This is a genomic window from Undibacterium sp. 14-3-2, assembly GCF_016595265.1.
Classification (GTDB): Bacteria; Pseudomonadota; Gammaproteobacteria; order Burkholderiales; family Burkholderiaceae_D; genus Undibacterium; species Undibacterium aquatile.
On the sequence record NZ_JAENGS010000004.1, the window covers coordinates 22,885 to 35,398 of the forward strand.

Here is a 12,514-nt window from a genome sequence, read left to right on the forward strand (position 1 = left end):
GGAGCACATCACTTAGATTGTTTTCACGCAACGATATACAGAAAAATTATTGTTTCATATTCGACAAATGCATTTTTCATCTAAGTAAAGAAGAATACTATCGTTTCCTTCTGCGCTTAATTTATGGAAGATAACGGTAACTTATATTTGGGAGATCGCACATGAAAACAAACTCAGGTTTGCAAGCGCAACGTCGCTTAAGCATTGCCGGTATCGTTGCACTGATTGGTGCCAGCCTGCTTACCCCCTCGCTCACTGCTCAGGCTGCCGAGCCGCTGCTGAATGCGTCTTATGATGTCACGCGTGAATTATTCAAAGAAGTAAATCCGGCTTTCATCGCAGAATGGAAAAAGAAATCCGGAGAATCCATCACGATTAATCAGTCACATGGCGGCTCCAGCAAGCAGGCACGCTCTGTCATCGATGGTCTGGCAGCATCAGTAGTCACGATGAATCAGGCAAACGATATCGATATCCTTGCGGAGAAAGGTCTGGTTCCGCAAGACTGGGCGAAATCATTCCCAAACAACTCTGCGCCATTTTATTCGACCATGGTGTTCCTGACGCGCAAAGGGAATCCAAAACGCATCGCCAGTTGGGATGATCTTGGCAAACCTGGCGTCAAAGTGATCATTCCCAATCCCAAGACTTCCGGCAACGGACGCTATTCCTACCTCGCTGCATGGGGCTCGGTTATTAAGAGCGGTGGCAACGAAGCACAAGCGCGACAATTGGTTGATCGTCTGTTTAAAAATGTTCCGGTACTCGATGCCGGTGGGCGCGGCGCGACCACTACTTTTACGCAAAGGGAAATCGGTGACGTCTTAGTTACTTTTGAAAATGAAGTGCAACTGGTCAAGCAGGAATTTGGCGATCACTACGATGTCGTTTATCCAAAAACATCGATACTCGCAGAATCACCGGTCGCCGTTGTCGATAAAGTTGTTGATAAACTCGGCACACGCAAAGTAGCAACAGCGTATCTGCAATTTTTGTACAGCGAACAAGGTCAGGAAATTGCCGCCAAACACTTCTTCCGCCCGCGCTCGGAAGCAGCATCTAAAAAATATGCAGCCAACTTCAAAGCGATCAATCTCTTCACTGTCGATGAAGTTTTCGGTGGCTGGAAACAAGCACAGAAAAAGCATTTTGACGATGGCGGTGAATTCGACAAACTATATCAAGCCAAAAAATAAATGAAACTCGCCATGTAAAAAAAGCCCTGTTGATACAAACAGGGCTTTTTTTGTTTTTGAGTCGTATTTCCCTCAAAACATTGCGATGAATCCAGATAACTGGCTGCGATATCTGTCACTTCTTTTGCAGATACACTTTAATTTCTTTATCGGAGCGGCGGATATGCAAAGACAACCAATCCCGTAAAACAGACGAAAGCTGCGATGCTACGGTAATGCTTCCCGCTTCGTACTGGCTCTGTAATGTATTCAGTCGTTCCGTAAATTGATGATGTCCCTCTTTATGCCGCTCCAGATTTGGAAATTTCAGTGCCGCCATCGCTTGCTCTTCACGAAGAAGATGATCTTTTGTGTAGGTGATCAGTTCACTCATGATTGCCTCAATCACTTCCTGACCGCGCCCGACACTGGTCGCTGTATGCAACTCATTGACCAGATTGACTAATTTTTTGTGATCTTCATCAATCGGCCCGTTATCGATCACCATGTCGTCGGCCCACTCAAAATATGCCATGTCCGTATCCAGATTAAACGTTGAGTAACGCAGGCGAGGCGCGTGAGAAACCAATTGATGAATGTGGCGTACCTAACTTAAAAATACTGACCGCCTGCACCAGAGAGTTTGCCTGATGATCGAGAGACTGGGTTGCGGCCGCGGCCTCTTCTACTAATGCGGCATTTTGCTGCGTTACCGTATCCATTTGAGCGACCGCTTGATTCACCTGTTCAATGCCAGTCGTCTGCTCTTTACTTGCGTTCGTAATTTCTCCCATCAGGTCCGCCACACGACGCACGTGTACCACGATCTCATCCATGGTGCTACCTGCCTGCTCCACCAGTCGGCAACCATCACTCACATTACCTACCGAATCAGAAATCAGCGTCTTGATTTCCTTCGCAGCATTCGCAGATCGCCCGGCAAGCGAACGAACCTCGGATGCCACAACCGCAAAGCCGCGCCCCTGCTCACCCGCGCGGGTGGCCTCAACTGCCGCGTTGAGCGCCAGTATATTAGTCTGGAACGCAATGCCATCAATGACGCCGATAATGTCCGCAATCTTGCGCGAGGAAACATTGATTGCTTCCATCGTCTGCACAACCTCACCGACGACGGCACCACCTTTAGCAGCGACCTGAGCCGCTGATTCGGCAAGCCGGTTGGCATGCATACCCGACTCAAAGTTATCCCTCACCGCCGATGCCAGTTGCTCCATCGAGGCCGCAGTTTGCTCAAGCGCGCTGGCTTGCTCTTCGGTACGAGAGGAAAGCTCCATATTGCCGTCTGCGATTTCATGTGTGGCTGCAGCCATCAGGTCTGTACCGCCACGCACCTGATTTACGATATGCACAAGGCTGTCGTTCATTTCCTGCATGGACTGCAATAACTGACCGCACTCATCTTTCGTGGTGATCTGTGCTTTCGTCGTCAAATCACCCGAAGCAACGGTACGGGCAATATGCACAGCCTCACTGAGTGGTCGCGTAATTGAGCGCGAAATAAACCACGTCAGCCCGACACCAACGAATAAACCTGCGATAGTCAGCACAATCAGCAATGCAGTGGCAGAAGCAATACGATCCCGCACTTCCCCACTACTGTTAACAACAATTTTTTTCTGTAAATTTGTCAGGGCAACGATAGGTTCTTGCAGCGCATCCAACGCCGGTAATGTCTCAGTGTTCATCGTCTGAATTGCACCGGTTTTGTCTCCGGCATCTATCTGTTTCAGCACTTTTGAAAACGAAGCGACATACGCTGTCCGTCGTTCGGTCAATGTCGCCAGCAAGGCCTGACCTTCAGGTAAATAAATCAGTTGCTTCAGAGTGTCTAAGGCCGCACTGATGACCTGCTTATTCGCCTCAATCGATTGCTTGACTCTGCCCGCCTGAGTGGCATCATCCGCAATCAGAAGCTCCATCGTATTCCGCGCATTGGCGCGGGTAGTGGCGTTAATGACATTCGCTGCCTCGGCTTTTACCCAATCCTTTTCAATGATTCTGCTGTTCACGGCATTCACTTCTGCGAAACGTTGCAGCCCTATGCCCCCCATGCTCAGCGTCATTAAAATCAAAATACCAAAACCGATCGACAAACGAACGCCTATCTTTAAATTTGCAAATGCGTGCATCGCTCATCTCCTTTTTTCCAGATAGCTTCACGGCAAAACTCTCAATACTACACAGGCGATTTTAATGGGGCGAGATTGCGCATGATATACATCAATAGAACTACTCCAGACAATTCATCGAACTACGCAGAGATTGTTTTATCAAGATGGAGATTTTCACCCTCAGAAAACAAGGCTATGTGCAGGTGAGCAAGCGGCAACATCATGCTGCTTAAATCAGATGAAGAGGGTCTCGCTGTGTTGCTTACCAATATGCGAACTGGGGCGCGCAGTCTTACCGATAATTTTTCATTGAGTGATAAGGCAGAACACAAGAATAATGCAGCTCATGAATGTATCCGGACTTCAACGAGCAAAACCGACATCACAATAAAAAAAGCCAGCTTAATTGATTAAGCTGGCTTTTACCTGGCGTCCCCAAGGGGATTCGAACCCCTGTACTCACCGTGAAAGGGTGATGTCCTAGGCCTCTAGACGATGGGGACATATTCTGTCCTTGTTACTGACCTGCACTTACCTGACAACAGGAAGTGGATTTAAATCTGGCGTCCCCAAGGGGATTCGAACCCCTGTACTCACCGTGAAAGGGTGATGTCCTAGGCCTCTAGACGATGGGGACATATTCTGTCCTTGTTACTGACCTGGTACTGCTTTACTTGCTGCCCACAATAAACATACTAAATTTATTGGCGTCCCCAAGGGGATTCGAACCCCTGTACTCACCGTGAAAGGGTGATGTCCTAGGCCTCTAGACGATGGGGACAGCAAGTATTTTCTGTTTCGCATACTGCCTTAATGGCAGTGCACTTTTTTGGTGGAGGTAAGCGGGATCGAACCGCTGACCTCTTGCATGCCATGCAAGCGCTCTCCCAGCTGAGCTATACCCCCCGACACAGAATAGAAGCGAGATTATAGGGGATGAACGCTTTATTGTAAAGCCCTCACCCGCTCTCGATTAATCAGCTGCGATTACTGCCAGACGCTGCAAAACAACTTCGCGCCCAAACAATTCGACAACAGCATCAATTGATGGCGTCTGCAACTGCCCGGTTAACAGCAGACGTAATGGCATCGCAAGTTGTGGCATCTTCAACGTATGATCTGCCAGCACCTGCTTCAGCGCAGCAGACAAAGCAACTTTATTCCATTCGACTGTTTTGCAAGCTTCTGCGTATTGGCGCAATGCAGGCAATACCGCAGCAGTCACATGTTGCGTCAGCAAAGCAGCATCTGCCGCTGGCTGACGATAAAACAACATGGCCGCCTGCCCCAGCTCCACCGTCGTATTTGCGCGCTCTTTCAGCAAAGCAATCACTGCAGGCAAAGCTGGCGCGTCGGTGAATACGGCGCCATCTTTTTCCATCTGCACACGGATTAAATCGGCAAGACGCTGATTATCAGCAGCTTTGATGTAGTGGTTATTAATCCAGGCCAGTTTTTCAGGATTAAATTGCGCCGCAGAACCGGATAAATGGGTCAGATCAAACCAGCTGCACATCTGCTCCATAGAGAACAATTCATCGTCGCCGTGACTCCAGCCCAGGCGCGCAAGATAGTTCAGCATAGCCTCTGGCAGATAACCTTTGTCGAAATAATCCATCACGCTGACAGCATCGCGGCGTTTGGAGAGCTTTTGCCCATCGGTGCCCAGAATCATAGGAACATGTCCGTATTGCGGCAGCGTTGCGCCAAGCGCATTCAGAATATTGATCTGACGCGGTGTGTTATTCACGTGGTCGTCACCACGAATGACGTGGGTAATCTGCATATCCCAGTCATCCACCGCGACGCAGAAATTGTAAGTTGGCGTGCCATCCGGACGCGCAATGACCAGATCATCGAGTTCTTTATTGCTGATCGTGATCGCCCCTTTGACGACATCATTCCAACTAACGTCGCCATCCAGAGGATTTTTAAAACGGATCACTGGCTTACGATCTGCAGGTACTGCTGGCAGTGTTTTGCCGGCTTCCGGGCGCCATGTACCGTCGTAACGCGGCTTATCGCCGGCAGCACGTTGACGCTCGCGCATCGCCTCGACTTCCTCAGGTGATGAATAGCAATGATAGGCACTGCCATTAGCCAGCATTTCCGCCAGCACTGAACGATAACGTTCCATACGCTGCATCTGATAAAACGGGCCTTCATCATGCTGCAAACCCAGCCAGTTCATACCATCCAGAATCGCCTGCACCGCTTCCGGGGTGGAGCGTTCAAGATCGGTATCCTCAATACGTAAAACAAATGTGCCGCCATGATGGCGCGCAAACGCCCAGCTGAACAAAGCGGTACGGGCACCGCCAACGTGAAGATAGCCAGTCGGGCTGGGAGCAAAACGGGTACGGACGACAGTCATGAGATGAATTGCACCGCGTGCTGCGTCAGCCTGTAGCAGAAGCAACACCAGTATGCGGGTAAAGTTAAAACCAGCATTTTACCGTTTTCAGCGCGACGAGGATACCGACTACGCCTGCACTGTAAAAAAGCTGAATAAGAAGTGAGAGTCAGACAGAAACCGAAGCTGGCGTTGTTTCAGCAAACAACTCTGGTTCGAACTCAAGACGCTGCGGATGTGTCAGCAACAGGAAATGTCGCCCTGTGCAACGGGAAAACAGACTCATGCCTATCTGCGATGCAACCTGATGCCCCATCTCGGTAGTACCTGAGCGCGACAATAAAATGGGAATGCCCATCTGCGCCCCTTTAATCACCATTTCAGAAGTCAGGCGACCGGTACTGTAAAAAATTTTGTCGCCACCATCAACGCGATCCAGCCACATTTTTCCGGCGATTGCATCTACGGCGTTGTGACGACCGACATCTTCAACAAAATATAAAAGTTCACCCTGATTTGAAAATAAAGCGCAGCCGTGAACCGAGCCGGCTTTTTTATACACCGACTGCTGAGTGCGGATGGTGTCGATGATTTTATACAGAGAAGACTGGCGGATGCGCGCGCTGTCTGGCAACACAATCTGATCGACTTCATCCATCAGCCCGCCAAACACAGTGCCCTGACCACAACCCGTCGTCACAACACGTTTTGATGTGCGCTCTTCAATGTCCGTCACACCGGTATGCGTGACGACCGCGGCCGCAGACACTTCCCAATCCACCTGTACCGAAGCGATATCAGTGATCTGGCGCAGCAGACGCTGATTGCGTAGGTAGCCAAGTACCAATGCTTCCGGGTTGCCACCCATGGTCATCAGCGTCACCAATTCACGCTTATCAAGATAAACGGTTAATGGGCGCTCTGCAGGAATGGAGATCAGATTAACGCGACCACGCTCATCGGTGACCTGCACTTCTTTGGTCAGCGCGACGGTGGATCTGGACAGCTCTGGCATATACGGAGAGTCAGGCATTATTTTTTCCGGCCAGGAGGGCACAAATCGGTGAAAATATACTCCCCCGGAGTATATCTGGCAGCCCAATATCTACAAGGAGATTAAGGGTGAAATGCCATTTTAAGGGGGGAGTATGTGTATTTTACGGGACAGGACTTACTTCTTAATCGCGACAGGCGTATTGCTTGCAGGCGTTGTCGCTGCAACAGCGGACGTCGCCGAAGCACTGGCCGGAGCCGCAGCGACTTCCGGCACATAAGGGCCTGGGTCGGTGCATGCCGGTGTTGCCACCACCGCTTTAGCGTCTTTTCCCTTCAGATAAGCTGCCGCCACTTTGTCTTGCGATTTGCATAGCTGATAGGCTGCCACTTTATCTGACCAAGCTGTTTTTGCTTTGGCTTCAGCCGCCTTTGCTTTTGCTTCTGGTGTCGGTTCTGGCAATTTAGCGAAGCTGGCCGTTGCAAACAAGCCCGACAGCAACGCTACGCACACCGATGTCACCGACCATAAATTTTTAGATTTCATTTTTTTCTCCAACTCAACTAGGCGTTGACCACGGCTACTTTGGACTCCGCTGTCGCCGTCGCACTGCGCACACGCGGAATTTTTCCTTGCTCGATATCGGCATACCAGAGATCGTGATGCTCTTTCGCCCAGACGTCATCAACATAGCCGGTACGCATGGATTCATAAGCGCCTTCCATCCCTATCGTACCAAGATAGATATGACCAATCACCATACCCGCTGCCAGCATCGCAGCAGCAATATGCACAATACTGGCAATCTGCATGTAAGCACGGCTGTATTCGAACCCCGGCACCAGTTTATCAAGTACGAAACCCGATGCACTGACAATCAGACCCAGGCCAACGACGCCACCCCAGAAAATAATTTTTTCACCAGCGTTGAAGCGATGCGAACTTACGTGGGCACCACTGAGTAACCCACCCAATTTCGCCATCCATTTAATATCCGATGCCGACGGTAAATTATCGCGGGCAAATTTGATAAAGAACAGAATGATAGACACCGTGAATATCGGGCCGACAAAGTTATGAATGTTCTTGCATAAAAATGCCAGCCAGCCGAACAGCGTCAGACCGAAGAATGGCAACAGTATGTGCTTACCGAACAACATCACAATACCGGAGCTTGCCAGAGCAACGAAGCTCAACGCCATACTCCAGTGCAGCGTTCGTTCAGTCGGCGTGAAACGCTCAATCAGACGGCCAGTGCGCGGACCATCGAGACGAATCTGACCGCGAATCAGATACATCGCCGCCACTGCGGCTAACGCCGCCAGCAAAATGCCACCGCCGATCATCGTCAGCGGGCCATTCCGATATTGACGCCATGCCTCACCTGCTGTCGTCGCGCGTGCCTGACCGGGAAATTGCGTTTTCCCCTGTATCAGCACACCCGCCTCCAGCGCTGGCAAGCTCGAATAATGCTTGGTGCCGTCCGCCACCAGACGATATGTCGGTGCCAGATTGCCGGGTTGTGTTTGCGTGCGCTCGGCCTGATTTTGTTTCAGGATATCGACCGACTCAACGCCCGGCAGTTTTTCTGCCGGTGTCGTAGCTGCCGCCGCATTTGCCGGTGCGGCAGCCTGGGCAGATGCTACTGCTGCTGTCAGTGCCAAGGTCAGCGAAAGAATCAAAGATCTCATGTCAACTCCTTCATTTAATTGGTTTTGACATACTCGTTCTGGTATTGATTACGGGCGCGGATCTGATTTTCCCATGCCGTTTTATCGCCGGGAGTCCACTCTTTCACAACGAAACCGTTGTGCGCACCCTTCCATGCTTTTTCATCGACCAGACCACGTTTGGTCGTGGTTGCCTGATCACGTTCTCCACAGGCGGACAAACTCATCAGCGCAAGCAAACCTGAAATAATCCACATTGTCTTTTTCATGATTTATTTCTCCGTGGCTGGCTGCAACTCAGGCTTAGCCTCTGGATTGTTTCCCTTGCCGTAGGCAGTGCCCCAACCCCAGACTTCACTGCCCTTACCACGCTTGACCACGCGGGTACGGAAAATATCGGCAATCACATCACCATCGCCACCGAGCAGCGCTTTGGTCGAGCACATCTCAGCGCACAAAGGCAACTTACCTTCGGCAAGGCGATTGCGTCCATATTTTTCAAACTCTTTTTCAGAGCCATCTTCTTCTGGCCCACCGGAACAGAAAGTACATTTGTCCATTTTGCCGCGCAAACCAAAAGTTCCGTTCGAAGGGAACTGCGGCGCGCCAAATGGGCAGGCATAAGAACAGTAACCGCAACCGATGCAGATATCCTTATTGTGCAAAACCACGCCTTCATCGGTACGGTAAAAACAATCGACCGGACAGACCGCCATACAAGGCGCATCAGAGCAATGCATACACGCGACGGAAATCGATTTTTCCTGTCCGATCACGCCATCATTGACGGTCACCACGCGGCGGCGATTAACGCCCCACGGCACTTCATGTTCGTTCTTACATGCTGTTACGCAGCTGTTGCATTCGATACAGCGCTCTGCATCACAGATAAATTTCATTCTTGCCATTTTCTTCTCCTGTGAAATTACGCTGAGAACCGTTCGATATTACAAATCGTGGTCTTGGTTTCCTGCATCATCGTGACCGAATCGTAGCCATAAGTGGTTGCTGTATTTACTGCCTCACCACGCACGATAGGCATCGCACCTTCCGGATAAAACTCTTTCATATCCTTGCCCTGCCACCAGCCTGAGAAGTGGAAAGGAATAAACGCGGTATCTTCCGCTACACGCGGTGTCACCAATGCTCTGACTTTGATGCGCGCACCAGTCGGCGTAGAAACAATCACATATTCACCATTACGGATACCGCGGTCTGCCGCCGCTTTCGGATTGAGTTCAACAAAGTTTTCTTGTTGCAATTCCGCGAGCCACGGGTTGGAACGGGTTTCCTCACCACCACCTTCGTATTCCACCAGACGTCCGGAGGTGAGGATGATAGGGAATTTTTCGTACAGTTTTGCTTCGATGTTTTTCTGCTGCACTGACTTGTACAGTGTAGGCATACGCCAGAACGCTTTCTTATCATCGTGAGTAGGATATTTCGCGACCAGATCAGGACGTGTGCCAAACAAAGGTTCACGATGCTGAGGAACAGGATCAGGGAAATTCCAGACGATTGCACGAGCCTTCGCATTACCAAAAGGATGGCAACCATGCACTTTCATGACCACGCGCTGAATACCGCCAGACAAGTCAGTTTTCCAGTTTTTACCTTCTGCCGCTTTCTTTTCTGCCTCGGTCAGATCATCCCACCAGCCCAGCTTTTTCAGCAGGATGTGATCAAATTCCGGATAGCCAGTCGTGATCTCTGCACCGAGAGAATGAGAGCCATCTTCCGCCAGCAAACTGACACCCTCACGTTCGACGCCGAAGTTCGCGCGGAAATTACCACCGCCGTCCATGACGTGCTTAGATGTATCGTACAGATTAGGAGAACCCGGGTGCTTGAGTTCTGGCGTGCCGTAACATGGCCATGGCAGACCGAAGTAATCGCCTGTCATATCGTAACCACTGACCGGGTCCTTGCCGCCTTTGCATTTGAGCGTTTTCACATCAAACAAATGCATGTTGCGCATATGCGCTTTCAAACGCTCAGGAGATTGACCGGTATAACCTATCGTCCAGGTACCGCGATTAATCTCTTGCAACATGGATTCAGGCTCTGGCTCCATCATGCCGCCTTTACCCGGCACCATTTTCAGCTTTGCCACCAGCTCTTTGGCAAACCCGAGTTTTTCTGCCAATTGATACATGATCATGTGGTCAGTACGGGATTCAAACAACGGCTCAATGACTTTTTCACGCCATTGAATTGAACGGTTCGACGCAGTGACCGAGCCCGATGTTTCAAACTGCGTTGCTGCTGGCAACAGATATACCTGACGCTTAGGATTGAGTTGCTGATCTTCCGTTTTCATCGCGGCCATCGCTGCCGTCGCCGATGGATAAGGATCAATCACCACCAGCATATCGAGCTTATCGAATGCTTTTTTCATTTCCAGGCCGCGCGTCTGCGAGTTCGGCGCATGCCCCCAGAACACCATCGCCTTGACGTTGTTTTCCTGATCAATCAGTTCATTCCTTTCCAGCACAGCGTCAATCCAGCGCGATACTGTCGTGCCTGATTTTTCCATCATGGCCTGGGAAGCAAATTGCTTCTTGACCCATTCGTAATCGACGCCCCAGACATTACACCAGTGCTTCCAGGCGCCCGTTGCCAGACCAAAATAGCCCGGTAATGAATCAGGGTTCGGCCCGACATCAGTTGCGCCCTGCACGTTATCGTGACCACGGAAAATGTTCGTACCACCACCGGATTTACCGATATTACCTAGCACCAGCTGCAGCAGACACGAAGCACGCACGATCGCATTACCTATCGTGTGCTGAGTCTGTCCCATGCACCAGACCACTGTCGATGGGCGATTCAAAGCCATTGTTTCAGCCGCTTTGTAGACTTGGTCTTCAGGCACACCGCAAGCTTCTTCTACTTTTTCCGGCGTCCACTTCAGCGCTTCTTCTTTGATTTTTTCCATGCCGTAAACACGGTCATGGATGTATTGCTTATCTTCCCAGCCATTTTTGAAGATGTGATACATCATGCCGTACAAAAACGGAATGTCTGAGCCAGAACGGATGCGGATATATTGATTCGACTTTGCCGCAGTACGTGTATAACGCGGATCGACCACAATCACTTTGCAGCCGTTTTCTTTAGCGTGCAACAAATGCAGCATCGACACTGGATGCGCTTCCGCCGCGTTCGAGCCGATATACAGCGCTGCTTTCGCATTTTGCATATCGTTGTAGCTATTGGTCATCGCACCGTAGCCCCAGGTATTCGAAACACCGGCAACAGTGGTGGAGTGACAGATACGCGCCTGATGATCGGTATTATTTGTGCCGTAAAAAGACACAAACTTACGCAACAACATCGCCTGCTCATTATTGTGTTTCGATGAACCGACGAAGAACGTCGAATCAGGGCCAGACGTCTTTTTGATATCAAGCAGTTTATCGGCAATCTCAGTCAAGGCCTGATCCCAGCTGATACGCTGATACTTGCCGTTGACCAGTTTCATCGGGTATTTCAGACGATATTCACCGTGACCATGCTCACGCAAAGCAGCACCTTTCGCGCAATGCGCGCCAAGATTGATTGGTGAATCAAAAACCGGGTTTTGTCTGACCCAGACGCCATTCTCAACGACGGCATCGACTGCACAACCAACGGAACAGTGGGTGCAAACAGTACGGCGTACTTCAATTTTTCCGCCAGTTGCAGCACCGGACACGGAAGCTTTTGCTTTTTTAATCAGCCCTAATTGCGATGCCGCGATACCAGCGCCAACACCAATACCAGAGCGTTTCAAAAAGCCACGTCTGTCCATGGTCGGCAGTGCACGTGCGAGCGACTCCGCAAGTCCGGATGAAAAACGTGTTTGTGCACGCGACGCAGCGTCACCTTTACGAGTTAACAACATATCTTCACCTCAGAATTAAATAGTGGTGGTACGGTAGTATTTCTTCACGTGCTCAGTCAGGCGATAACCAGTGCCCTCAGGCTCTGCTGGAGCTGCCAGCGTTTCAATTTTATCCTGCACCACAGGCGCCGCTTTCAGCGCAAACAAGCCTGCAGCGGCCACACCTAAACCACCCAGCAAGCTACGGCGTTTAATTTTTTGATCCATGTTCGTCTCCGATGTCGACAACTAAACCTGGAGACTGATTGAAAAGCGATCAAGGATTGATCGCTGAAACCGGTATGGTAAGTATGGTAAAAACCCT

The 12,514-nt window shown here is 50.3% G+C and carries 11 protein-coding genes and 4 tRNA genes; 1 reads left to right on the forward strand and 14 read right to left on the reverse strand.

The window, feature by feature from the left end; translation table 11 throughout:
- Window positions 1–161: 161 nt before the first annotated feature.
- Window positions 162–1,196, forward strand: coding sequence for a sulfate ABC transporter substrate-binding protein (locus Undi14_RS10185; protein ID WP_200180006.1), 1,035 nt, complete (start codon window positions 162–164; stop codon window positions 1,194–1,196).
- Between the two features lie 115 nt (window positions 1,197–1,311).
- Here the strand turns inward: Undi14_RS10185 and Undi14_RS10190 are convergent, their stop codons facing one another.
- The 14 genes from Undi14_RS10190 to Undi14_RS10255 form a co-directional block, all read right to left on the reverse strand.
- A complete protein-coding gene (locus tag Undi14_RS10190; RefSeq protein WP_186898045.1) occupies window positions 1,312–1,710 on the reverse strand; it encodes a bacteriohemerythrin in 399 nt (132 codons plus the stop codon).
- Between the two features lie 13 nt (window positions 1,711–1,723).
- Window positions 1,724–3,325: a methyl-accepting chemotaxis protein gene (locus Undi14_RS18460; RefSeq protein WP_200180008.1), complete on the reverse strand. Its 1,602-nt coding sequence runs from the start codon at window positions 3,323–3,325 to the stop codon at window positions 1,724–1,726.
- A gap of 409 nt (window positions 3,326–3,734) precedes the next feature.
- Window positions 3,735–3,810, reverse strand: a tRNA-Glu gene (locus Undi14_RS10200).
- Between the two features lie 58 nt (window positions 3,811–3,868).
- Window positions 3,869–3,944 (reverse strand) — tRNA-Glu (locus Undi14_RS10205).
- A gap of 68 nt (window positions 3,945–4,012) precedes the next feature.
- Window positions 4,013–4,088 (reverse strand) — tRNA-Glu (locus tag Undi14_RS10210).
- Window positions 4,089–4,137: 49 nt separating this feature from the next.
- A tRNA-Ala gene (locus Undi14_RS10215) sits at window positions 4,138–4,213 on the reverse strand.
- A gap of 67 nt (window positions 4,214–4,280) precedes the next feature.
- Entirely contained in the window at window positions 4,281–5,681 is a 1,401-nt protein-coding gene (gene gltX, locus Undi14_RS10220; protein WP_186898043.1) for a glutamate--tRNA ligase, read from the reverse strand.
- Window positions 5,682–5,829: 148 nt separating this feature from the next.
- On the reverse strand, window positions 5,830–6,693 hold the full coding sequence (locus Undi14_RS10225) for a formate dehydrogenase accessory sulfurtransferase FdhD (protein ID WP_234030525.1): 864 nt from the start codon (window positions 6,691–6,693) through the stop codon (window positions 5,830–5,832).
- A gap of 138 nt (window positions 6,694–6,831) precedes the next feature.
- The gene (locus Undi14_RS10230; RefSeq protein ID WP_186898042.1) at window positions 6,832–7,200 is read right to left on the reverse strand and encodes a hypothetical protein; all 369 of its coding nucleotides are present in this window, start codon (window positions 7,198–7,200) and stop codon (window positions 6,832–6,834) included.
- A 17-nt stretch (window positions 7,201–7,217) separates the two neighbouring features.
- Window positions 7,218–8,345, reverse strand: a complete 1,128-nt coding sequence (locus tag Undi14_RS10235; RefSeq protein ID WP_200180010.1) for a formate dehydrogenase subunit gamma — start codon at window positions 8,343–8,345, stop codon at window positions 7,218–7,220.
- Window positions 8,346–8,359: 14 nt separating this feature from the next.
- A complete protein-coding gene (locus Undi14_RS10240; RefSeq protein WP_186898040.1) occupies window positions 8,360–8,593 on the reverse strand; it encodes a hypothetical protein in 234 nt (77 codons plus the stop codon).
- 3 nt (window positions 8,594–8,596) lie between these two features.
- The gene (gene fdh3B, locus Undi14_RS10245) at window positions 8,597–9,232 is read right to left on the reverse strand and encodes a formate dehydrogenase FDH3 subunit beta (RefSeq protein ID WP_186898039.1); all 636 of its coding nucleotides are present in this window, start codon (window positions 9,230–9,232) and stop codon (window positions 8,597–8,599) included.
- 17 nt (window positions 9,233–9,249) lie between these two features.
- Window positions 9,250–12,210: a formate dehydrogenase subunit alpha gene (locus tag Undi14_RS10250; RefSeq protein WP_200180011.1), complete on the reverse strand. Its 2,961-nt coding sequence runs from the start codon at window positions 12,208–12,210 to the stop codon at window positions 9,250–9,252.
- 15 nt (window positions 12,211–12,225) lie between these two features.
- Window positions 12,226–12,417 carry a hypothetical protein gene (locus tag Undi14_RS10255; RefSeq protein WP_186898038.1) on the reverse strand — a complete coding sequence of 64 codons (192 nt, stop codon included), beginning with the start codon at window positions 12,415–12,417 and terminating at the stop codon, window positions 12,226–12,228.
- Window positions 12,418–12,514 lie beyond the last annotated feature (97 nt).

Excerpts from the sequence above, each read along its gene's own strand:
- Undi14_RS10185 (WP_200180006.1), top strand. The coding sequence starts at position 162 with ATGAAAACAAACTCAGGTTTGCAAGCGCAACGTCGCTTAAGCATTGCC.
- Undi14_RS10190 (WP_186898045.1), bottom strand. The coding sequence starts at position 1,710 with ATGGCATATTTTGAGTGGGCCGACGACATGGTGATCGATAACGGGCCG.
- Undi14_RS18460 (WP_200180008.1), bottom strand. The coding sequence starts at position 3,325 with ATGCACGCATTTGCAAATTTAAAGATAGGCGTTCGTTTGTCGATCGGT.
- gltX (WP_186898043.1), bottom strand. The coding sequence starts at position 5,681 with ATGACTGTCGTCCGTACCCGTTTTGCTCCCAGCCCGACTGGCTATCTT.
- Undi14_RS10225 (WP_234030525.1), bottom strand. The coding sequence starts at position 6,693 with ATGCCTGACTCTCCGTATATGCCAGAGCTGTCCAGATCCACCGTCGCG.
- Undi14_RS10230 (WP_186898042.1), bottom strand. The coding sequence starts at position 7,200 with ATGAAATCTAAAAATTTATGGTCGGTGACATCGGTGTGCGTAGCGTTG.
- Undi14_RS10235 (WP_200180010.1), bottom strand. The coding sequence starts at position 8,345 with ATGAGATCTTTGATTCTTTCGCTGACCTTGGCACTGACAGCAGCAGTA.
- Undi14_RS10240 (WP_186898040.1), bottom strand. The coding sequence starts at position 8,593 with ATGAAAAAGACAATGTGGATTATTTCAGGTTTGCTTGCGCTGATGAGT.
- fdh3B (WP_186898039.1), bottom strand. The coding sequence starts at position 9,232 with ATGGCAAGAATGAAATTTATCTGTGATGCAGAGCGCTGTATCGAATGC.
- Undi14_RS10250 (WP_200180011.1), bottom strand. The coding sequence starts at position 12,210 with ATGTTGTTAACTCGTAAAGGTGACGCTGCGTCGCGTGCACAAACACGT.
- Undi14_RS10255 (WP_186898038.1), bottom strand. The coding sequence starts at position 12,417 with ATGGATCAAAAAATTAAACGCCGTAGCTTGCTGGGTGGTTTAGGTGTG.